This window comes from Symbiobacterium sp. (genome assembly GCF_040797425.1).
Classification (GTDB): domain Bacteria; phylum Bacillota; class Sulfobacillia; order Symbiobacteriales; family Symbiobacteriaceae; genus Symbiobacterium.
Genome location: NZ_JBFNEH010000019.1, coordinates 1 through 21,613 on the forward strand (window position 1 = coordinate 1; position 21,613 = coordinate 21,613).

The 21,613-nt window shown below is 68.3% G+C and carries 22 protein-coding genes and 1 tRNA gene; 21 read left to right on the forward strand and 2 right to left on the reverse strand.

Annotated features, from left to right (window positions below):
- The 12 genes from AB2385_RS07755 to disA form a co-directional block, all read left to right on the forward strand.
- Positions 1-847, forward strand: an 847-nt coding sequence (locus tag AB2385_RS07755; RefSeq protein ID WP_367654387.1) for an extracellular solute-binding protein, incomplete at its 5' end; no start/stop codon positions are given.
- A complete protein-coding gene (locus AB2385_RS07760) occupies positions 819-1,763 on the forward strand; it encodes a carbohydrate ABC transporter permease (RefSeq protein ID WP_367654388.1) in 945 nt (314 codons plus the stop codon). The genes AB2385_RS07755 and AB2385_RS07760, both read left to right, overlap by 29 nt.
- The gene (locus tag AB2385_RS07765) at positions 1,760-2,602 is read left to right on the forward strand and encodes a carbohydrate ABC transporter permease (protein WP_367654389.1); all 843 of its coding nucleotides are present in this window, start codon (positions 1,760-1,762) and stop codon (positions 2,600-2,602) included. The genes AB2385_RS07760 and AB2385_RS07765 overlap by 4 nt, the downstream gene beginning before the upstream one ends.
- Before the next feature lie 40 nt (positions 2,603-2,642).
- On the forward strand, positions 2,643-3,680 hold the full coding sequence (locus tag AB2385_RS07770) for a LacI family DNA-binding transcriptional regulator (RefSeq protein WP_367654390.1): 1,038 nt from the start codon (positions 2,643-2,645) through the stop codon (positions 3,678-3,680).
- Positions 3,681-3,748: 68 nt separating this feature from the next.
- Positions 3,749-4,759 carry an inositol 2-dehydrogenase gene (gene iolG, locus AB2385_RS07775; protein ID WP_367654391.1) on the forward strand — a complete coding sequence of 337 codons (1,011 nt, stop codon included), beginning with the start codon at positions 3,749-3,751 and terminating at the stop codon, positions 4,757-4,759.
- 2 nt (positions 4,760-4,761) lie between these two features.
- Positions 4,762-6,552: a thiamine pyrophosphate-binding protein gene (locus AB2385_RS07780; RefSeq protein WP_367654392.1), complete on the forward strand. Its 1,791-nt coding sequence runs from the start codon at positions 4,762-4,764 to the stop codon at positions 6,550-6,552.
- A 1-nt stretch (position 6,553) separates the two neighbouring features.
- Complete coding sequence (iolE, locus tag AB2385_RS07785; RefSeq protein ID WP_367654393.1) at positions 6,554-7,456, forward strand: myo-inosose-2 dehydratase; 903 nt, start codon at positions 6,554-6,556, stop codon at positions 7,454-7,456.
- On the forward strand, positions 7,453-8,280 hold the full coding sequence (gene iolB / locus AB2385_RS07790) for a 5-deoxy-glucuronate isomerase (protein ID WP_367654394.1): 828 nt from the start codon (positions 7,453-7,455) through the stop codon (positions 8,278-8,280). Before iolE ends, iolB begins: the two co-directional genes overlap by 4 nt.
- Positions 8,281-8,309: 29 nt before the next feature.
- Positions 8,310-9,266, forward strand: a complete 957-nt coding sequence (gene iolC / locus AB2385_RS07795; protein ID WP_367654395.1) for a 5-dehydro-2-deoxygluconokinase — start codon at positions 8,310-8,312, stop codon at positions 9,264-9,266.
- 18 nt (positions 9,267-9,284) lie between these two features.
- Positions 9,285-10,751: a CoA-acylating methylmalonate-semialdehyde dehydrogenase gene (locus AB2385_RS07800; RefSeq protein ID WP_367654396.1), complete on the forward strand. Its 1,467-nt coding sequence runs from the start codon at positions 9,285-9,287 to the stop codon at positions 10,749-10,751.
- A 143-nt stretch (positions 10,752-10,894) separates the two neighbouring features.
- A complete protein-coding gene (gene radA / locus AB2385_RS07805) occupies positions 10,895-12,265 on the forward strand; it encodes a DNA repair protein RadA (RefSeq protein ID WP_367654397.1) in 1,371 nt (456 codons plus the stop codon).
- A 25-nt stretch (positions 12,266-12,290) separates the two neighbouring features.
- Positions 12,291-13,382, forward strand: coding sequence for a DNA integrity scanning diadenylate cyclase DisA (gene disA, locus AB2385_RS07810; RefSeq protein ID WP_367654398.1), 1,092 nt, complete (start codon positions 12,291-12,293; stop codon positions 13,380-13,382).
- A gap of 80 nt (positions 13,383-13,462) precedes the next feature.
- On the opposite strand, the gene AB2385_RS07815 is transcribed toward disA, so the two are convergent.
- Positions 13,463-13,861, reverse strand: coding sequence for a DUF1573 domain-containing protein (locus AB2385_RS07815; RefSeq protein WP_367654399.1), 399 nt, complete (start codon positions 13,859-13,861; stop codon positions 13,463-13,465).
- Positions 13,862-14,064: 203 nt separating this feature from the next.
- Positions 14,065-14,140: transfer RNA gene (locus tag AB2385_RS07820), tRNA-Ala, on the reverse strand.
- Between the two features lie 199 nt (positions 14,141-14,339).
- Between AB2385_RS07820 and AB2385_RS07825 the strand changes: the two genes are divergently transcribed.
- The 9 genes from AB2385_RS07825 (at position 14,340) to AB2385_RS07865 (ending at position 21,598) form a co-directional block, all read left to right on the forward strand.
- The gene (locus tag AB2385_RS07825) at positions 14,340-14,819 is read left to right on the forward strand and encodes a CarD family transcriptional regulator (RefSeq protein ID WP_367654400.1); all 480 of its coding nucleotides are present in this window, start codon (positions 14,340-14,342) and stop codon (positions 14,817-14,819) included.
- Between the two features lie 137 nt (positions 14,820-14,956).
- Entirely contained in the window at positions 14,957-16,063 is a 1,107-nt protein-coding gene (locus tag AB2385_RS07830) for a PIN/TRAM domain-containing protein (RefSeq protein ID WP_367654401.1), read from the forward strand.
- Positions 16,060-16,761: a 2-C-methyl-D-erythritol 4-phosphate cytidylyltransferase gene (ispD, locus tag AB2385_RS07835; protein WP_367654402.1), complete on the forward strand. Its 702-nt coding sequence runs from the start codon at positions 16,060-16,062 to the stop codon at positions 16,759-16,761. Before AB2385_RS07830 ends, ispD begins: the two co-directional genes overlap by 4 nt.
- Positions 16,758-17,237, forward strand: a complete 480-nt coding sequence (ispF, locus tag AB2385_RS07840; RefSeq protein ID WP_367654403.1) for a 2-C-methyl-D-erythritol 2,4-cyclodiphosphate synthase — start codon at positions 16,758-16,760, stop codon at positions 17,235-17,237. The genes ispD and ispF overlap by 4 nt, the downstream gene beginning before the upstream one ends.
- A 397-nt stretch (positions 17,238-17,634) precedes the next feature.
- Positions 17,635-18,327: a serine O-acetyltransferase gene (gene cysE, locus AB2385_RS07845; RefSeq protein WP_367654404.1), complete on the forward strand. Its 693-nt coding sequence runs from the start codon at positions 17,635-17,637 to the stop codon at positions 18,325-18,327.
- Positions 18,311-19,720: a cysteine--tRNA ligase gene (gene cysS, locus AB2385_RS07850; RefSeq protein WP_367654432.1), complete on the forward strand. Its 1,410-nt coding sequence runs from the start codon at positions 18,311-18,313 to the stop codon at positions 19,718-19,720. Before cysE ends, cysS begins: the two co-directional genes overlap by 17 nt.
- The gene (locus AB2385_RS07855) at positions 19,717-20,112 is read left to right on the forward strand and encodes a Mini-ribonuclease 3 (protein WP_367654405.1); all 396 of its coding nucleotides are present in this window, start codon (positions 19,717-19,719) and stop codon (positions 20,110-20,112) included. The genes cysS and AB2385_RS07855 overlap by 4 nt, the downstream gene beginning before the upstream one ends.
- Before the next feature lie 161 nt (positions 20,113-20,273).
- Positions 20,274-21,098, forward strand: a complete 825-nt coding sequence (locus tag AB2385_RS07860; RefSeq protein WP_367654433.1) for a thymidylate synthase — start codon at positions 20,274-20,276, stop codon at positions 21,096-21,098.
- Positions 21,095-21,598, forward strand: coding sequence for a dihydrofolate reductase (locus tag AB2385_RS07865; RefSeq protein WP_367654406.1), 504 nt, complete (start codon positions 21,095-21,097; stop codon positions 21,596-21,598). The genes AB2385_RS07860 and AB2385_RS07865 overlap by 4 nt, the downstream gene beginning before the upstream one ends.
- Positions 21,599-21,613: the final 15 nt, after the last annotated feature.

Here is a 21,613-nt window from a genome sequence, read left to right on the forward strand (position 1 = left end):
GACGGGCGAGATCATCGGCTTCTACTACAACCGGCAGATCTTTGAGGAGAACGGCGTCTCCGTGCCCACCACCTTCGACGAGCTCGAGGCTGCCTTTGAGACCTTCAAGCAGAAGGGCGTCACGCCGATCGTGCTCGGCAACCTGGACAAGTGGCCGGCCATCCACGTATACGGCGACCTCCAGGGCGCCTACACCACGCTGGAGTACCTGGATCAGCTGATCTACCACCAGGGCAATCAGACCTGGGAGACCGACGACATTATCGTCCCGGCCCAGAAGCTCCAGGAGTGGGTTCAGAAGGGCTATCTGATGGAAAACTTCGCCGGTGTGGGTTATGATGACGCGTGGAAGATTTTCGCCAACGGCGGCGGCGCCACGCTGCTGGCCGGCAGCTGGCTCTCCGGCGACCTGGCCAAGGCGATGGGCGAGAACGTCGGCTTCTTCCTCATGCCCGACCGCGATCGCCCGACGGTGCACGTGGGGGGCGTCGGTCTGCCGTACGGCATCATCAAGACCACCAAGCACCAGGACCTGGCGGCCGAGTTCATCAACTTCCTGGTCTCCGACCGGGCCGTGGAACTCCTGATTGCGAACGAGACGCTGCCCGGCCTGCCCATCGGCGACGAGCACATCAAGGAAGGCACGCTGTCCGGCGACCTGTACCGGGCCTGGAACTATGCCAACCAGACCAACACCGTGGGTCACTACATGGACTGGGCCACGCCGACCTTCTATGACACGCTGACTGCGAGCCTGCAGGCGCTGATGGCCGGTGAGATGGATCCAGAAGGCTTCGCAAGGGAGTTGCAGCGTGACTATGCGGCGTTCCTCGCAACGAAGCAGTAAGTCAGGCGGGGCGGAGCCGGCGGCCGCCGGCTCCGCCCGCATCCCGGGCCGGTCCTCTGTCCTGGCGAGGCTGGAGCCCCACCTCTTCTACCTCCCGGCGCTGGTCATCTACGCGCTCTTCATGGTGGTGCCGGTGGCCGGTACCGTGGGGCTCAGCCTGGTGCACTGGGACGGCTGGGGAGCCCCGTCGTTCGCCGGGCTGGCCAACTACGTCGCCGCCTTCCGCGACCCGCTCTTCTGGCAGGCGCTGTGGCACAACCTGGTGCTCATTCCGTACTACGTGGTCCTGCCGCTGGCAATCGGCTTGGTGCTGGCCGCGGTCATCGAGCAGCTGAAGCTCAGGGGCACGGGCTTTTTCCGCTTCACCCTCTTCCTGCCCTACATCATGCCGGGCGTTCTGGTGGGCGTCGTGTGGCGCTGGTTGCTCAACCCGGTGTTCGGGCTGGTGAACGAGGTGCTGGCCCTGTTCGGCGTCGCGGGCCCCGCCTGGCTGGGCGACTTCAAGCTGGCCTTGCCCACGGTGGGCCTCATCGGCGCATGGGCCGGGTATGGATTCTGCTTCGTCGTCTTCCTGGCCGGCATCCAGAAGATCCCCGCCGAACTCTACGAGGCTGCCCGCATCGACGGGGCGTCGGCGGTCGGGGAGTTCTGGCACGTGACGGTGCCCGGGCTGCGCGGGGAGATGGTGGTCGTGCTGGTGGCCAACATGATCAACGCGCTGCGGGCGTTTGACGTGATCTGGGCCACCACCCGGGGTGGCCCCGGGCGGCAGACGACGGTGATTGCCTCGTACATGGTTGAAAACGCGTTCAACATCAACCGGGTCGGATACGGTGCGGCGCTGGCCGTGATCCTGGCGGTGGTCACCATCGCCCTGTCCACGGCGACGCTGCGCCTGCTGGGGGAGAGGAAATGACGGACAGCGCAAGGCGGGCAACCTGGACCAGGCACATCCTCGCATACGCGTTCCTGACCCTCGCTGTGCTGGGGGCCCTCGTGCCCTTCATCACCACGACGATCTCGTCGTTCAAGACCGACACGGAGCTGGTGCAGGGGGCGCTCAGCCTGCCGAAGGTCTGGCAGTGGCAGAACTACGTGACCGCCTGGGTGCAGGGTAAGTTCGGCATCTTCTTCCGCAACAGCGTGATCGTCGCGGTGCTGGTGGTGGTGCCCTCGGTCATCCTCTCGGCCATGACGGGCTTCGCCTTCGCCCGCTACCGCTTCCGCGGGGCCGGCGTCCTGTTCGCGGTCTTCCTGCTCGGCATGACCATCCCCAGCCAGGCCCTGGTGATCCCGCTGTTCTACGAACTGAAGTTCATGGGGCTGCTCAACAGCCACGCGGCGATGATCCTGCCCCAGATCGCGATGAGCCTCTCGTTCGGCACGCTGCTGATGCGGACGGCCTTCGCCAACCTGCCGCGGGAGATCTCCGAGGCGGCCATGGTGGACGGCTGCACCTCGTGGCAGGCCTTCTGGCGGGTGCTCCTGCCGCTCGTCAGGCCGATCCTCGGCACGCTGGCCCTGCTCTTCTTCATCTGGACGTGGAACGAGTTCCTCCTGCCCTTCGTGGTGACCACGGTGGAGGAGTACCAGACGCTGCCGGTGGGCCTGCTCTACTTCCAGCAGCGGTGGACGTCCAACGTTCCCGTGCTCTGCGCAGGAGCGACCATCATCTTCCTGCCGCTCACCTTGCTCTTCCTCATCTTCCAGCGGCAGCTGATCGAGGGCATCATCGCCGGTTCCGTCAAGGGTTAAGCGCATAGGCTGGTCTTACTCAGGAGGGACAGGTAGGCGCATGGGAAAAGAAGGCCGTGGCGTCGGTCCGACGATCTATGACGTGGCGAGGGTCGCCGGCGTGTCCCTGGCGACGGTCTCGCGGGTGGTCAACCAGAGGCCGAACGTGCGGCCGGAAACGCGGCAGAAAGTTCTGGCGGCGATGAAGGAGCTGAACTACCGCCCCAACCTGATCGCTTCGGCCCTGATGACCGGGCGGACGGCCACCATCGGGCTGCTGGTGCCGGACATCACCAACCCCTTCTTCGCGGAGATCTGCCGCGGCGTGGAAGACGCGGGCTTCGCGATGGGCTTCAGCGTGATGATCTGCAACACGGACGAGAAGCTGGAGAAGGAGCGATGGTACATCGACGTCCTGCGGAACAAGGGCGTCGAGGGGATCATCCTGGCCAGCCCCGAGGTGAACGACCCGAACATCGCCGCCCTGCACGCGGAGGGCTTTCCCATCGTGCTGCTCACCCGCGGCGTCGACGCGCCGGAAGTGCCCTCCGTGGGCGTGGACGACTTCCGCGGCGGCTACCTGGCCACCGAGTACCTGCTGCGCCTCGGCCACCGGCGCGTGTCTCTCTTCGGGGGTCCTACCCGCACCCGTCCGGGCCTCTACCGCAAGAAGGGCTTCGAGGCCGCCATGGAGCAGTACGGGGTGCCGGTGGATCCGGCGCTGGTGGACGAGGGTGAGTTTACCGCAGCCAGCGGCGCGGAGCAGGCGACGCGCCTGCTGGCCAGACAGGTGCCGCTGCCGACGGCCATTGTGGCCGGCAACGACCTCATCGCCATCGGCGCGATCAAGGTCCTGCGGCGCAGCGGCATCCGGGTGCCGGAAGACGTGTCAGTGATCGGTTTCGACCTGACCGCCCTGGCCCGGGATTTCGACCCCGAACTCACCTCCATCGCACAGCCGATGCAAGACCTGGGCAGCGAGGCGATGCGGATGCTGGTCGAGCGAATCCGCGAGCCGGCGGCGCCGGTGCGCCAGATCCTGCTGCCCCCGCGCCTCTCGGTGGGCGAGTCGACGGCTCCTCCGCGCTCCGGACGCTAGGTCCGGCGCGGTTTCCTTTGCGGCAAGTTGTAAGCGCTTACAATAGAGCATGAAATGGAGTGGATGGCATGAGCAACGCAAGGTTGGGTTGCGCAGTGCTCGGGCTCGGGCGCATGGGGTACCGGCATGCGAACATCCTGGCGACGCAGGTTCCGGAGGCCCGGCTGGTGGCCGTCTCCGACGCGCTGGCCGGCCGGACGGCGGAGGTGGCCGCTGACTTCGGGGTGCGGGGGAGCACGGACTGGCGCGAGATCGTGGCGGATCCCGAAGTGGATGCCGTCATCGTGGCCACGCCGAGCACGACCCACGCCGAGATCTGCATCGCGGCGGCGAAGGCCGGCAAGGCGATCTTCTGCGAGAAGCCCCTGGCGCTCACCGTGGCCGAGTGCGAGGCGATCGGTCAGGCGGTGGATGCCGCGGGCGTCCCGTTCCAGCTGGGGTTCATGCGGCGCTTCGATCCGGGCTACGCGGCCGCGCGGCGTGCGATTGACGAGGGGGCCATCGGCGACGTGGTGGCCTACAACGGCATCAGCCGCGATCCGGAAGCGCCGCCGGAGGCGTATGTGGCCGAGTCGGGCGGCATCTACCTGGATTGCCTGATCCATGAGTTCGACATCGCCCGGTTCCTGATGGGCGACGAGGTAACCCGGGTCTACGCCACCGGCAAGGCCCTCGTCTACCCGTGGTTCGCCAAGTACGAAGACGTGGACACCGCCCACGTCATCCTCGAGTTTGCCCGCGGCGGCATCGGCCACATCGAGGGCAGCCGGCACGCCTTCTACGGCTACGACATCCGCGGCGAGGTCATCGGGACCAAGGGGACCATCACCATCGGCTATCAGCGGCAGACGCCCATCATGCTGCTGACCCGGGCCGGCGTGACCCACGACCTCGTCCCGGGCTTCCTGGAGCGGTTTGAGCAGTCTTACGCGATCGAGATCGTGGAGTTTGTGAACGCTGTCCGTGCCGGCCGGAAGCCGTCCGTCGGCGTGTGGGACGGCAGGCAGGCGCTCGCCGTCGCGCTCGCCGCCGGCAAGTCGCAGCGGCTCGGCCGGCCCGTGGCGTTGGAGGAGGTATGAAGATGGCACGCCTCACCGGAGCGGAGATCCTGGTCGAGTACCTGATCGCCAACAAGGTTCCCTACGTGTTCGGCATTCCCGGCCACGGCGACGTCTGCCTGTTCGACGCCGTGGTGGACCGGCAGGATCGGATCCAGGCCCGTATGGTCTACCACGAGCAGAGCGCGGCCCACATGGCGGACGCCTACTACCGGGTGACCGGCCAGCCCTGTGCGGTGTTCACCTCCATCGGTCCCGGCGCGTGCAACACCACCATCGGCGTGGCCCAGGCCTACGTGGACTCCACCGCCCTGCTGGTGGTGACAGGCAGCACCCACACCTACATGCGGGGCCATTCGGTCCTGCAGGAGCTGGACCGCTACCAGTTCTCCGACTTCCCTAACGTCCTCCGCCCGATCACGAAGCAGACCTTCCAGCCCACCCGCGCCGACGTGGTGCCCTTCGTGATGCACCGGGCCTTCAACAAGATGCTGAGCGGGCGGCCCGGGCCGGTCCACATCGACATGCCCATGGACGTCCAGGCCGAGGCTGCCGACGTCGAGCTGCCCCTGCCGGTGCAGCGGCAGGCGGCCCACCGGCCCCGGCCCGACGCGCAGGCGGTGGAGAAGGCCGTGCGCCTGCTGCTGGATGCGGAGCGTCCGGTGGTGCTCATCGGCGGCGGCGTCATCACCGCCAACGCCTGCAAGGAGGTGCAGGCGATCGCCGAGTTCCTGGGCGCCGCGATCCTGACCACCTGGATGGGCAAGGGCGCCGTGCCGGAGGACCACGAACTGTACGGCCTGCACCCCGGCTCCCCTGGCTCCAGCGTGGCCAACGCCCTGCTGCGGGAGGCCGACGTGGTGCTCTCCTTCGGCTGCCGGTTCACCGACTGGTCCTTCTCCAGCTACCACAAGGACTACAACATGCAGCCGGACTGCAAGTTGATCCAGGTCGACATCGACCCGCACGAGATCGGCAAGAACTTCCCGGTGGCCGTGGACATGGTGGCCGATGCCCGCAGCGCCGCCCGCGACATCCTGGACGGCCTGAAGCTGCTGGGCAAGCCCCGCGACTGGCGCGGCTCGGCCTGGCACCGGCGCATCGTGCAGCTGCGTGAGGAGTGGTACGCGGCGCTCCGTCCCGCCCAGACCTACGACGGCCCGGGGTTCACCACCATCTCCCGGGCGCTGGTGGAGGTCCGCAAGGCCCTGCCGCGGCACGGCATCGTCGTCGCCGGCGCCGGACTCGTTCAGAACCAGGTCTACCAGGAGTTCCCCGTCTACGAGCCCAGGACCCACATCAGCTCCGGCGGCTTCAGCACCATGGGCTTCACCGTGCCGGGCGCGATCGGGGCGAAGCTGGGCGCCCCCGACCGGCCGGTGGTGGGTCTGGCGGGCGACGGCGACTTCCTGCAGACCATGCAGGAGATGGGCGTCGCTGCCATGTACGACGTGCCGGTGGTCTGGGTCGTCATGAACAACCGCGGGTTCTCCTCCATCCGCAACCTCCAGGAGAACCGGTTCGGCCGCGATCGCGTGATCGTCACCCGGTTTGAACGGCGCGGCGAGGCCTACAGCGCCAACCTGGCCGAGGTGGCGCGCGGTTTCGGCATCCAGGGCGAGCGGGTGGTCGACCCGAACGAGATCGCACCGGCCGTGCAGCGGGCGCTCGCCTCGGGCGGCCCGGCCCTGGTCGAGGTGATGGTGAACGAGCGCGGCCTGACCAGCGCCGGCTGGTGGGACGTTCCCGTGCCAGAGTACCTGAAGGAATCGCACGCGGACTGGCGGCAGAATCGCAGCAAGGAGGTTCTTTAAAGTGGAAGGAACAGCCACCGGCCGGATCAGCGTGGGCGTCGGCCCGATCGGATGGGTGAACGACGACCTCCGGGAGTGGGGCGCTGAAACCCCCGGCACGCAGGTCATGGATGAGATCGGCGCCGCCGGCTTTGCCGGCACCGAGATGAGCTACAAGTATCCCCAGGACCCGTCCGAACTGCGCCAGACGCTCGCGGCGCGCGGGCTGGTGCTGTCCGCCGCCTACCGCTGGACAAACCTTGCCAACCCCCGCCGCCTCGAGGAGGAGATCGCTGCCACGAAGCGGCACATCGACTTCTGCCGCACCGCCGGCGCCCGCTACGCCATCGTCGCCGAGGGCTACCGGTCCCAGCACTGGGATCTGGAGGGTGAACGGCCGCGCCGGCAGCCTCTGGAGGAGGAGCACTGGAAAAGCCTGATCGAGGGGCTCCACGCCTGCGGTCGCTACGCCCGGGAGCGGGGGATCACCCTGGTCTTCCACCCGCACGGCGGCACCGGGGTGGAGTCGGAGGCGGAGATTGACCGCCTGATGGCCCTCACCGACCCGGAGCTCATCGGCCTCTGCCCCGACACCGGCCACATCTTCTACGGCGGCGGCGACCCGGCGGCGGTCTTCCGGCGCCACGCCGGCCGCATCCGGTACGTGCACGCCAAGGACGTCCGGCCCGAGGTGCTGGCACGCGTGCGGGCGGAGGGTCTCACCTTCAAGCAGGCCGTGATGGCCAACGTGTTCTGCACCCCGGGGACGGGCTGCCTGGACTTCCCGGCGATCTTCGCGCCCCTGCTCGCGACGGGCTTCTCGGGGTGGATCGTCGTCGAGGCGGAACAGGACCCGGTGCGGTACCCGGCCCTGGAGGTCTCCCGGGCCGCGCGTGCCTACATCCGGGAGGTGACCGGAGCATGACCCAACCGACCCTTCTGATTCGGCAGCAGCGGGAGGCGGGGCTGCTGGTCTCGGTGGCCCCGCCCCAGGGCGGCATGACCCGCACCCACTTCCAGGCGTACCGGCTGAAGCCCGGCGAGACGCTCACCGGCGACGAAGCAGGCCGCGAGGCGGCTCTCGTCGTGCTCGGCGGGAAGTGTACGGTGGCAGCCGGGAGTCTGGAGTTCCGCGGCGTCGGCACCCGCCGGGACGTGTGGGAGAAGGTTCCGCCCGCCGTGCTGCTCCTCCCGCCGGCGACGCCCTTTTCGGTGCGGGCGGAGACCGACCTGCACCTGGCGGTGGCCTCCGCCCCCGTGAGCCGGGGCGGCGTGCGGGCGGTGCGGCTCGTGGGCCCCGAGGAGATGGTGACGGAGCATCGGGGCGAGGGCCAGACCTACCGCTACATCCAGCACCTGCTTCCGCCCGCCTCGACGCTGGCCGAGTCGCTGATCCTGGTGGAGGTGTACACGCCGGGCGGCAACTGGTCCAGCTTCCCGCCCCACAAGCACGACACCGAGGATCCGCCCCACGAGAGCTTCCTGGAGGAGATCTACTACTACCAGATCCGCCCCTCCGGCGGGTTCGCCTTCCAGCGGGTCTACACGGACGACCGCGCGCTGGACGTCGCCTGCGCACCGGGGGACGGCGACCTCGTCCTGGTCCCGCGCGGCTACCACCCGGTGGCGGCCACTCCGGGCCACGACGCCTACTACCTGAACGTGATGGCCGGACCCACGCGCAACTGGAACTTCCGGCCCGACCCGGTGTACGCGCACCTGATGAACTGGCAGAAGCCCAACGTGTAGCCTGCAGCCGTCCGGGAGGAGGAATTGACGTGGTCCTGAAACCCGACACCCGCGTCTACTGCCTGGGCAGGGTGCTGGTCGACCTTTACGCCGAGCAGCTCCACACGCCCCTGGCGCGGGTTCAGTCCTTTCGCAAGTACCTTGGCGGCTCCGCGGGCAACACCGCCTTCGGGCTGGGCCGCCTCGGCGCCTGGGCGGGGCTGATCAGCCGCGTGGGCCCCGACGAGTTCGGCGACTTCCTGCTGGCCGAGCTCCAGGGGGCCGGGGTCGACACCGAGATGGTGCGGCGTGACCCGCGCTATCCCACCGCGCTGGCCTTCGGCGCCCTGTTCCCGCCGGGCGACTCCAAGGTGCTCTTCTACCGCAAGCCCTGCGCCGACAACCACCTGGAGATCGGCGACATCATTGAGGAGCGGCTCGGCGGGATGCTGGTGGTGGCCGCCACGGCCCTCGCCGAGTCCCCCGTGCGGGAGGCCGCCCTGTACGCCCTGCACATCAACCGGCGGCGGGGCGGCGTCAACGTGGTCGACGTCGACTGGCGCCCCGGCCTCTGGGCGGACCCGCGGGCGGCGCTGCCCTACTACCGTGCCGCACTGGGCCTGACGGACATCGTCCTCGCCAACGAGGCCGAGCTGGCCTTTGCGGGCGAGTCCGATGACCCGCCCACGGCAGCGGCAAACATCCTCGCCCTGGGCCCGCGCCAGGTGGTGGCCAAGCGCGGCGGGGCCGGCGTCCTCATCTTCGGCGAGGGCGGGCCGCTGCAGGTGCCGCCGTTCCGGGTGGAGGTCATGAACACCCTGGGTGCGGGCGACGGCTTCGGCGCGGCTTACTGCTTCGGGCTCCTGCAGGGATGGCCCACCGAACGCTGCGCCACCTTCGCCGCGGCGGCCGGCGCGATCGTCGTCAGCCGTCACAGTTGCTCGCAGGCCATGCCCACCCGGGCGGAGGTGGAGCAGCTGATGGCCGCCCAGGGCCGCGCCTACTAAGCAGAGAGGAGATGGAGCATGAGCGGAAACGAGATGCCCCGCCTGGCCCCCATGCTGATCGGGAGCGAGTGGCGGCGCACCTTTGACGGACCGACCACCCCCGTGGTCAACCCGGCGACGGAAGAGGTGCTGGCCGAAGTGCCGGCCGGCGGTGAGCGGGAGGTCGCCGAGGCCGTGGCTGCCGCACAGGCCGCGTTCCCGGAGTGGTCGGCCGTTCCGGCGCCGCGCCGCGCCCACTACCTGTTCCGGTACCGGGCGCTGCTGGAGGAGCACTTCGAGGAGCTGGCCCGGCTGATCACCCTGGAGCACGGCAAGGCCCTGGACGAGAGCCGCGGCTCCCTGCGCCGGGGGCTTGAGGTGGTGGAGTTCGCCTGCGGCATCCCCACCCTGCTGATGGGCGAGACTCTGACGGACATCTCCCGGGGGATCGACGGCAGCCTCATCCGCCAGCCGCTGGGTGTCTGCGCCGGCATCACCCCCTTCAACTTCCCCGGCATGATCCCCCTCTGGATGTTCCCCGTGGCCATCGCCTGCGGCAACACCTTCGTTCTGAAGCCCTCGCTGCGGACGCCGCTGACCAGCGTGCGCCTGGTGGAGCTGGCCAGAGAGGCCGGCCTGCCCGACGGCGTCATCAACCTGGTGCACGGCGGCCGGGAGGCGGTGGACGCCCTCCTCACGCACCCTGACGTGAAGGCCGTCTCCTTCGTCGGCTCCACGCCGGTGGCGCAGCACATCTACGCCACCGCCGCGGCGCACGGCAAGCGGGTGCAGGCCCTCGGCGGCGCCAAGAACTACCTCACCGTGATGCCCGATGCCGACATGGAGCGCACGGTCAAGGCGGTCATCGATTCGGCGTTCGGCTCCACCGGGCAGCGGTGTCTGGCGGCCTCGGTGCTGATCGCCGTGGGAGCGGCCGGCGACGAGATCGTCTCCCGGCTGGTGGAGGCTGCCCGGCAGGTGCGGGTGGGCGACGGCCTCGACCCCGAGACCTTCATGGGCCCCCTGGTCTCCCGGGAGGCGCTGGAGCGGGTGACGCACTACATCGAGCTCGGCGTGCGGGACGGCGCAGAGCTCCTCCTGGACGGGCGGGAGCACCCCCGGTACGGCTCGGGCCGCGGCTTCTTCATCGGCCCGACCATCTTCGACCGCGTGCCGCCCGAAAGCGCCCTGGTGCGCGACGAGATCTTCGGGCCGGTGCTGGCGGTGATCCGGGCCGACACGCTGGAGGAGGCGATCGCCCTGGCCGGCCGGTCGGCCTACGGCAACGCCAGCGCTATCTTCACCCGCGACGGCAAGGCCGCGCGCACCTACGCCCTGGCGGTGGATGCCGGCATGGTGGGCGTGAACATCGGCGTCCCGGCCCCGATGGCTTTCTTCTCCTTCGGCGGGCACCGGGCGTCGTTCTTCGGCGACCTGCGGGCGCACGGCAAGGACGGGGTCCACTTCTACACGGCAGAGAAGTCCATCACCACCCGCTGGTTCTAGCGGGCCTTCCGCATCACACCTCCACATCCGGCAAGCGCACCCCGGCCCTGCGCCGGGGTGTGCTCGTGCATCGCCCCAGCAGGAGGGCGGGAAGGAGGATGCGAAAGAAGACGTATCCTACCTCGAGGGGGTACCTTGCAGCGATGGCCAGGGCCAAGAGCCTCTTCGTCTGCCAGGAGTGCGGTTACGAGTCTCCGCGCTGGATGGGTCGGTGCCCGGGCTGCGGCGCCTGGAACAGCCTGGTGGAGGAGCCGGCGGCCCGCTCCGGCGGGTCCGGCGCCGGCCTGCCGGGCCTCGGTTCGGGCGAGCGGCCCGTGGCCATCGGCGAGGTGCCCGCGGAGGACGCCCGGCGGCTCCCCACGGGTTCGGCCGAGCTGGACCGGGTACTGGGCGGGGGCATCGTGCCCGGCGCGTTCGTGCTGGTGGGCGGCGACCCCGGCATCGGCAAGTCGACCCTCCTCCTGCAGCTGGCGGCCCGGGTGGCCCGGGATCACGGCACGGTTCTGTACGTCTCCGGCGAGGAGTCGGCCCGGCAGATCCGCCTCCGGGCCGACCGGCTGGGCACCTTCCACGAGCGCCTGCTGGTGCTGGCCGAGACCAACCTCGAGGCCATCGCCCAGCACGCGGCGGCCATCCAGCCGGTGCTGCTCATCGTGGACTCGATCCAGACCGTCTTCACCCCGGACCTGCCCTCGGCCCCCGGCTCCGTCGGCCAGGTGCGGGAGTGCGCGGCGCGGCTCCTGCGCGTGGCGAAGGGACAGAACACAGCCGTCTTCATCGTCGGCCACGTCACCAAGGAGGGAGCCATCGCCGGCCCCCGGGTGCTGGAGCACATCGTGGACACGGTCCTCTATTTCGAAGGAGAGCGGCACGCCAGCTTCCGCGTGCTGCGCGCGGTGAAGAACCGGTTCGGCTCCACCAACGAGATCGGGCTGTTCGAGATGCGCGACGCCGGGCTGGTGGAGGTGGGCAACGCCTCCCAGCTGTTCCTGGCGGAGCGGCCGCTGGAGGTGGCGGGCTCTGTGGTGGTTCCCTCGCTCGAGGGCACCCGCCCCCTGCTGGTGGAGGTGCAGGCGCTGGTGAGCGCCTCCACCTTCGTCACGCCCCGCCGCACGGCCGACGGCGTCGACCTGAACCGGGTTCAGCTGATCATCGCCGTGCTGGAGAAGCGGGTGGGGCTGCTCCTGGGCAACCACGACGCCTACGTGAAGGTGGCCGGCGGCGTGCGGCTGGCCGAGCCGGCCATCGACCTGGGGCTGGCCGTGGCGCTGGCCTCTTCCTTCCGGGACCAGCCGCCGGACCCGCAGACGGTGGTGGCCGGCGAGGTGGGTCTGGCCGGCGAGGTGCGGGCCATCTCGCGGATCGAGCAGCGCATCCGGGAGGTGGAGAAGATGGGCTTCACGCGCATGGTCTTGCCCCGAGCCAACCTTCGTAGCCTGAGCGTGAAGACACACCTGGAACTGATCGGCGTTGAGACCGTGATGGAGGGGCTGGAGGCGGCCCTGAACCGGTGAGTCCCGGTGGCAGGGGGGTGTTCCGGTGGACGAGCGGGACGGTTTCTGGCGAGTGCTGAGGCAGGTCGCACCCGGCACGCCGCTCAGGGAGGGGCTGGAGTCCATCCTGCACGCCCGGACGGGTGCGCTCATCGTCGTGGGCGACTCCCGGGAGGTGATGGCGCTGGTGGACGGCGGCTTCCGCCTGGACTGCGAGTTCACGCCCGCCAGCCTGTACGAGCTGGCCAAGATGGACGGGGCCATCATCCTCACCCGCGACGCCAGGCGCATCCTTTACGCCAACGCGATGCTCGTCCCCGATCCATCGATTTCCACGAACGAGACCGGCACCCGCCACCGTACGGCCGAGCGGGTGGCGAAGCAGACGGGCGAGCTGGTCATCTCCATCTCGCAGCGGCGTAACCTGATCACGCTGTACCAGGGGCCGATGAAGTACATCCTGCGCGATTTCCCCGTCATCCTGGCCAAGGCGAACCAGGCCCTGCAGACCCTGGAGAAGTACAAGCTGGTGCGGGACGAGGCGGTCGCCCGACTCTCCGCGCTGGAGCTGGACGACATGGTCAGCGTGCAGGACGTGGCCGCGGCCATCCAGCGCACGGAGATGGTCCTCCGGATCGCCAAGGAGATCGAGCGCTACATCGCCGAGCTGGGCGTGGAAGGCCGCCTCGTGGCCATGCAGCTGGAGGAGCTGACCGCCGGTGTGGCGGCCGAGGAACTCCTGATTCTGCGGGACTACGCCGCCGCCGGCGACGCCCAGTGTGCCGAGGCGCTGCGGGAGCAGCTGGCCTCCTGGCCGTACGAGATGCTGCAGGATCTGACGGCTATCGCCCGGCTCCTGGGCGTGGCTTCCGTGCCGGTCGCACTGGACGCCCCCGTCTCGCCCCGGGGCTACCGCATGCTGCGCCGGATTCCCCGGCTGCCCGCCGGGGTGATCGAGAACCTGGTGGGCCAGTTCGACCGGCTGCAGGGGGTGTTGCATGCCTCCCTGGAGGAGCTGGACGAGGTGGAGGGCATCGGCGAGGCGCGGGCGCGGGCGATTCAGGAGGGGCTGCACCGCCTGAGGGAGCAGATCCTCACGCTGCCGGGGCGGCACCTGGGGCTCCCGCCGACGCCGTGACCCCCGGCCTGGGCGGAAAAACACAAAGCCCGAGCGCAAGGCTCGGGCCTCATATTTTTCATTCACAGCGCCAGGCGGTCTCAGTCGGCAAAGTTGTAAACCCCGAGGGCGGACAGCTTTTTCTGCTCCTGGAGGATGATGTCGTAAAGGTTCAGGTCGAAGGTGTTGCAGAGCGCGGCGAGGTAGAAGAGGCTGTTGCCCAGCTCCGCCTCGACCACCTCACGGCAGTGGTCGCAGAGCTTGCCGCTCACGTGGGACTGCACATGATCCCGGAGTTGCTCCAGGGTGGCATCGGCCGGGTACTGCTGGCGGGTGGCGTGCACCTGGACACAGCCACAGGAGGTGACCGCCTTCGTGATCGCGCGGTTCACGCGGGCCTGAGACTCCTGGAGCTTGGCCATGATGTCCAGCACGCTGCGGTGACGGATGAGGTACTCATTTACCGTGTCTTGAAACTGATCGCACAGCAAGTCTTTCACGACATTCACCTCTCAGTCCCATGCGGGTCAGGGGTGCACCGATCCTCAGCCGGCGGGCATTTCCTGGCCTGCTTCTTATTGTAGCAGAGCGGCCTGTCCGGCACAAACGGCGGTTGCAGGAAAACCGCGCCAGCCCCCGCAGGCCCCGTGATTCGGTTGAAAGTACAGTGCGAGGGCGGAGCGTATCGCTTCCGCCCTCCCTCTGGTGGAGCTAAGGGGATTCGAACCCCCGACCTCGTGAGTGCGATTCACGCGCTCTCCCAGCTGAGCTATAGCCCCATCCTGAGGGTCATTGTACGGCGCCGTGGGCCGCGCGTCAAGCGGGTGTCCCGATGCGCGGCTGCGGGATACAGCAGGTGTGCGAATAATATGTATATTGTATAAACTTTTGTTGACAACCGTGTTAGCGTCTGGTACCCTGAAACCGGTAGGTCATGTGTGTGGGGAGGGTTCGGTCCGACCGGACGGGGGTGATGCGGTGTTTCAGGTGGGCGACAAGGTGGTCTACCCCAAGCACGGGGCCGGGATCATCGAGGCGATCGAAGACCGGGAAGTGCTGGGAGAGCGCAAGCGGTATTACGTGCTGCGCCTGTCGGTCTCCGACATGCAGGTGCTGGTGCCGTGCGACGGCTCGGAGCGGGTCGGGCTTCGCCAGGTGATGTCGGAACAGATGCTGCAGCGGGTGCTCGAGGTACTTCGCTCCCGGAACACGCAGCCTGCCAACAAGTGGAACCACCGCTACCGCACGAACCTGGAGAAGATCCGCAGCGGCGATATACTCGCCCTGGCCGAGGTGGTGCGCACGCTCTCGCAGCGCGACCGGGAGAAGGGCCTCTCCACCGCGGAGCGCAAGATGTTGGAGAACGCCCGGCAGATCCTCCTCTCCGAGATCGTGCTGGTCCGCGACCTCGAGCCGGAGCAGGCGAGTTCGTTCCTCGACCACGTCCTGGCGCAGTGAGGTGGCGCCGCCCCCCGGCGCCGCCTTCCTGCACATTTCCGCACCCAGCGAACCTGGCGTTTGCGTGGAGCGTCACATAATGTAGAGGGGTTCGTCCGCAATACCGGATAGCTATTTGCGCAAGAGGAGGTGAATGGATGTTGAGAAAGAACCTGCGCCTGATCCTCACAGCGGTGGGGGCGCTCAGCGGCTTCAGTTTCACCTTCCTCTGGAAGGAAAGCGTCGCCCTGCTGCTGTCGGTTCCGGAACACTGGGCGTTCACGCTGCTTTACTTCGTCGTTGGCACCCTTGTGGGTGGCCTCCTGGGCTTCTTGCTTCATCCATTCGTAACCTGGCTGGAAGGCCGGCTGGCAGGGACTTCATTCATCGATATCATCCTCGGTTCCGTTGGACTTATCTGCGGGCTTCTCATTGCGGCCCTGCTTGGCGTCTTCATCGGCAAGATTCCCCTCTTTGGCGGCGTCATCTCCATCCTGACCGCGGTGATCCTGGGCTATCTGGGCATGACCGTCACCACGCGCAAGCGGGAGGAGGTCAGCGAGGCGCTGGCCTCGGTCTTCAACCGCTCGGCGCGGAAGGAACACGCGGCGGCCGCGACGGCGCAGAAGGCGCACGAGTACCGCGGCGTCAGCAAGCCCAAGATCCTTGACACCTCCGTCATCATCGACGGGCGCATCGCCGACATCGTGCAGGCGGGTTTCCTCGAGGGCCCGCTGGTGGTGCCCTCGGTGGTGCTGGAGGAGCTGCGCCACATCGCGGACTCCTCCGACGTCCTGAAGCGCAATCGCGGCCGGCGCGGCCTCGACATCCTGAACCAGATCCAGAAGCAGGCGGGCACCGATGTGCGCATCTACGAGGGCGAGATCGACGCCCCCGAGGTCGACATCAAGCTGCTCAAGCTCGCCAAGATGCTGGGGGGTGTCGTGGTCACCAACGACTTCAACCTGAACAAGGTGGCCGAGCTGCAGGGCGTGAAGGTCCTGAACATCAACGAGCTGGCCAACGCCCTCAAGCCGATCGTCCTGCCCGGCGAGGAGATGACCGTGTCGGTCGTGAAGGAAGGGAAGGAACCCGGCCAGGGCGTCGGCTACCTCGACGACGGCACGATGATCGTCGTGGACGGCGGCAAGCGCAACATCGGCGAGACCATCGAGGTCCTGGTCACGTCGGTCATCCAGACGGCCGCCGGCCGTATGATCTTCGCCAAGCCCAAGCTTTCTTCCCTGGAGAAGGTGGCGCCGTGAGCGTGGCAATCGAAGGCGTTCAGGTTCCCGTCAGTGCCGTCATCCCCGCTGCTGGCTCGGGGACCCGCATGGGGGGAGGAACTGCCAAGCAGTTCCTCCCTCTCCGCGGCGAGCCGGTACTGGTGCGTACCGTAAAGCTCTTCAGCGCGTGCCCCCTGGTGGACGAGATCGTCATCGCCGCCGCTGATCTGGAGACTACCCGGGAGCTGGTGGGCCATCTGCCCAAGGTCGCCCGCATTGTCCCCGGCGGAGCGACCCGGCAGGAGTCGGTGTGGGCGGCGCTGCAGGCCGTTCACTCCCGCCCCCGGATCGTGGCGGTGCACGATGCGGCCCGGCCGCTCCTCACCCCCGCGGTGCTGGAGGGGGTGCTGCGTGCCGCCGCCGTCCACCCGGCTCTCGTGGTGGCGGTGCCCGTGCAGGACACGATCAAGCAGGTGGCGCCCGACGGTACCGTCGTCGCCACGCCCGACCGGGGATCGCTCTGGGCCGTGCAGACGCCCCAGGTCTTCTGGGCGGATGTGCTGGTGCAGGCCTTCCGCCAGGCCATGGCAGACGGCTTCACCGGCACGGACGACGCCTCCCTGGTGGAGCGGATTGGCGTGCCGGTACGGGTGTTCCGCGGGGAACCGACCAACCTGAAGCTGACCACCCCTGCGGACTTCCGGGTGGCGGAAGCCCTGCTGGAGGGAGGCGCATGACCGTGCTGGTGGGATTCGGCTACGACGTTCACCGCCTGGTGGCCGGGCGGCCGCTGGTGCTAGGCGGCGTACGGATTCCCCACGAGAAGGGGCTCGACGGCCATTCGGACGCAGATGTGATCCTGCACGCGCTGATGGACGCCCTGCTGGGGGCCGCCGGGCTGGGCGACATGGGCCGGCACTTCCCGCCGGCGGACCCGGCCTACGCGGGGGCCGACTCGCTGGAGCTGCTCCGGCAGGTGGTCGCCCTGCTGGCGGCGGAGGGGTACCGTCCCGTCAACTGCGACATGACGTTGCTGGCGGAGCGGCCCAAGATCGGGCCGTACGTGGGTGAGATGCGGGAGCGCATCAGCGGCGTCCTGGGCGTCCCGTCCCGGCGCGTCAGCATCAAGGCCACCACCAATGAGCGGATGGGTTTCGTGGGCCGGGAGGAGGGCATGGCGGCCTACGCGGTCGCCCTGATTGAGGAGGCCTGAACCGGGCCGGCACATCCCCGGACAGGGGCCAATGGCTTGACGTGCCTGCAATGGCTTGACATCCACAAGGGCGCTTCGTAAAATCGGAAGCAACGCAAAGGCGACGAACGGGAGAAGTACCTGCGGGAGCCCGTACAGAGAGCCGCCGCCCAGGCTGAAAGCGGAGGTCGGGGGAGCGCAGGGAACATGCGCCCGGGAGCTGGGGTCCGAACGGGCGCGGGCACGGTCCGCGACCGCTAGGCGCCCACGGAAGGCCACCGTTAGCGGGCACAGGGTGTGTTGGCACCCGGAAGAGCGGGGCGCGGTCCGGGCGCCCAATCAGAGTGGAACCGCGGGTGTGTGCCCGCCTCTGGTGTGCAGAGGCGGGCCTTTCCTTGTTGGAGAGGGAGGGAGCGAGATGTGGCGACAGATTCGGCGTGATATCCAGGTCGTCTTGGAGCGCGACCCCGCCGCACGGTCGGTTCTGGAGGTCCTGCTCTGCTACCCCGGACTCAAGGCGATCTGGGCGCACCGTATAGCCCACTGGCTCTGGCAGCGGAACTTCAAGCTGCTGGCCCGGATCATCTCCCAGATCTCCCGCTTCTTCACGCAGATCGAGATCCACCCCGGCGCCAAGATCGGTCAGGGGGTCTTCATCGACCACGGGTCCGGGGTCGTGATCGGCGAGACGGCGGAGGTTGGCAACAACGTGACCATTTACCAGGGTGTGACCCTGGGGGGCACGGGGAAGGAGAAAGGCAAGCGGCACCCCACTATCGAGGACAATGTGGTCATCGGCACCGGCGCCCGCATCCTGGGCTCCTTCCGGGTCGGCGCCAACAGCCGCATCGGCGCAGGGGCGGTGGTTCTGCGGGAGGTGCCGCCCAACTCCACGGTGGTGGGCAACCCGGGCCGGGTCGTGGTACAGAACGGCGTGCGCACAGACCAGCTGGACATGATCCACATGCCCGACCCCATCGCCAACATGTTCGACCACATGCAGCGCCAGATCGACAAGCTCACCCAGCGCATCGAGCGGCTGGAAGAGGAGAATCGGGCCCTGCGCAGAGTACAGGAGGGTTTGGCCCATGGGCATCCGCATCTACAATGACCTGACCAGGCAGAAGGAACCGTTCGTCCCCATCGAGCAGGGCAAGGTTCGCTTCTACAACTGCGGGCCCACCGTGTACGACTACTTCCACATCGGCAACGCCCGCAACTTCGTCGTCTTCGACACGGTACGCCGCTACCTCGAGTACCGGGGCTACCAGGTGACCTTCGTGCAGAACTTCACCGATGTGGATGACCGGATGATCCGGCGCGCGGGCGAGCGCGGCATCACCGTGCGGGAGCTGGCCGACGAGATGATCGCCGCCTACTTCGAGGACGCGGGCGCCCTGGGCGTGCGCCCGGCGGATGTGCACCCGCGGGCCACGGAGTTGATCGACGAGCAGATCGCCATGATCCAGCAGCTGATCGACAACGGGCACGCCTACGTTGTCGAAGGCGGCGACGTCTACTACCGGGTCACGACAAAATCCGACTACGGGAAGCTGTCGCACAAGAACCTGGCCGATCTTGTCGCCGGCGCCTCGGAGCGGGTCGACCCTGACGACCGCAAGGAGCACCCCTTCGACTTCGCCCTGTGGAAGGCCCAGAAGCCGGGCGAACCGGCGTGGCCGTCCCCGTGGGGCATGGGGCGCCCCGGCTGGCACATCGAGTGCTCAGCGATGGCCCGCAAGTACCTGGGCGACACCATCGACATCCACAGCGGCGGCGAGGACCTGACCTTCCCACACCACGAGAACGAGATCGCCCAGTCGGAGGCGGTGACGGGCAAGCCCTTCGCCCGCTACTGGATGCACAACGCACACCTGATGATCGATGGAGCGAAGATGTCCAAGTCTCTGGGTAACTTCTTCACGGTGCGCGACATCCTGAAGCACTACGACGGCGAAGTCATCCGCATGTTCCTGCTCTCCGCCCACTACCGCACGCAGCTCAACTTCAGCGACCAGGCGATGGCGGAGACGAAGCGGGCGCTGGAGCGGCTCTACAACACGGTGACCAACCTGGAGCACCTGGCCCGCACCGCTCAGCGGACGGAGATGGACGCCGGCGAGGAGGCGACGCTGGCCCAGCTCCGCCAGGCCCGCGAGCGCTTCGTCGAGGCCATGGACGACGACTTCAACACCGCCGAGGCCATCGCCGTCCTCTTCGACCTGAGCCGCGAGCTGAACAGCCGCGTGGGCCCCGGCGCCTCCCGTGCCCTGGCCGAAGGGGGGCTCACCCTGCTGAAGGAGCTGGGCGGCGTGCTGGGACTCCTGCAGCGGCAGGTCTCTGCCGAAAACCTGGACGCGGAGATCGAGGCCCTGATCGCGGCGCGGCAGGCCGCCCGCAAGGCCCGCAACTTCGCCGAGGCCGACCGGATCCGGGACCAGCTCCGGGAGATGGGCATCGTGCTGGAGGACACCCCGCAGGGTGTGAGGTGGCGGCGGGTATGAGGCTGGAGAACCCGCTGGAGCTGCCCCCGCTTACCCTGGCTTACCTCGGCGATGCGCTGTACGAGACGTTCGTGCGGGAGCGGCTGCTGGAGCTGGGGCACGTGCGGGTGAACGACCTGCACCGCCACGCCCTCCGGTACGTGCGGGCGACCGCCCAGGCCGAGGCCCTGCAGCACCTCATGCCCGGGCTCACCGAGAGGGAGCAGGACGTGGTGCGGCGCGGGCGGAACGCCAAAGGGCACGGCGCCCCCAAGTCTGCCGACCCGGTGGAGTACGCCGCCTCCACCGGTTTCGAGGCGCTGCTCGGCTACCTGTACCTCTCCGGTCAGGAAGAGCGGCTGCGGGAGCTGCTCCTGGCCGCGGCCGCCTACGTGGAGGGCACGGCGCACTGACCAGTTCAGGGCGCGTCCGTCGGCACTTGCCGGGCGGCGCGCCCACCACCCCGTCGATCCCACCCCGCCGGGAGGGGCGTGGGCGGCGGGGTGGAATACTACATCGAAGTTTTGTAAGGCGGGAGGTGCGGCGGTTGAACATTGAACTGCAATACCTGGCGCTGTGCCGGGAGATCCTGGAGGAGAACGAGCAGGCCATCGCCGAGGGCCGCTGGACGCCGAACCGCACGGGCATGGGCACGGTGGGCGTGTTCGGGCGCATGCTCAAGCACGACATGGCCGAGGGGTTCCCGGCGCTCACGACCAAGAAGCTCTTTTTCAACTCGGTGAAGGCCGAGCTGCTCTGGTTCCTGGCGGGCCGCACCGACCTGGAGTTCCTGCACGAGCGGGGCTGCCACATTTGGGACAAGGACGCCGCCCGGAACGGCGGCAAGCTGGGGCCCATTTACGGCAAGCAGTGGCGGGCCTGGGAGGGGCCCGACGGCAGGACCTACGACCAGATCGCCTGGGTGATCGACCAGATTCGACAGATCGCGGCCGACCCGGAGCGGCCCAACCCCAACGCTCGGCGGCTCATCGTGAACCCGTGGAACGTCGCGGACCTCGACGAGATGGCCCTGCCGCCGTGTCACGGCCCGTTCCAGTTCCACGTGAAAGACGGCAAGCTGCACCTGGCGGTGTGGCAGCGCAGCGCCGACCTCTTCCTGGGCGTACCCTTCAACATCGCCAGCTACGCGCTGCTGCTCCACATGGTTGCCCAGGTGACCGGGCTTCAGCCGGGCACCTTCACCCACTACCTGAACGACGTCCACATCTACCGCAACCTGCTCGACCAGGTGCGGCTGCAGCTCACCCGGGAGCCCTACCCCCTGCCCCAGTTGTGGCTGAACCCGGAGATTAAGGACATCGACCAGTTCACGATGGACGACATCAAGCTGGTGAACTATAAACACCATCCGGCGATCCGCGGGGAGATGTCGACGTGATCATCCTCGTTGCGGCGATGGGCCGGGACCGGGTGATCGGCCGGGACGGGCGGATGCCCTGGCGCCTTCCCGCCGAGATGCGCCACTTCCGCCGCACCACGATGGGTCAGGTGGTGGTGATGGGGCGGAAGACCTACGAGTCGATCGGCGGCCCCCTGAAAGGGCGCACCAACATCGTGCTGACCCGGGACCCGCACTACCGGGCGCCGGGCTGCGAGGTGCGCCACTCCGTGGCCGATGTGCTGGCCGATCCGCGGCCGCTGTACGTGATCGGCGGCGCCGAGCTTTACCGGCAGTTCCTGCCCCATGCAGACGAGATGATCCTCAGCCGCATCGAAGGCGACTTCCCCGGCGACGCCTTTTTCCCCGAGTGGGATGAGTCCGAGTGGGAGCTGCTCTCGGCGACGCCCCACCCGCCGGACGCGGAGAACCTGTACGGGTTCACCGTGGAACACTACCGGCGTGTCGCACATCGGGGCGGGGCGGCGCGGGCAGACTGAAGCTGGAGGGGACGG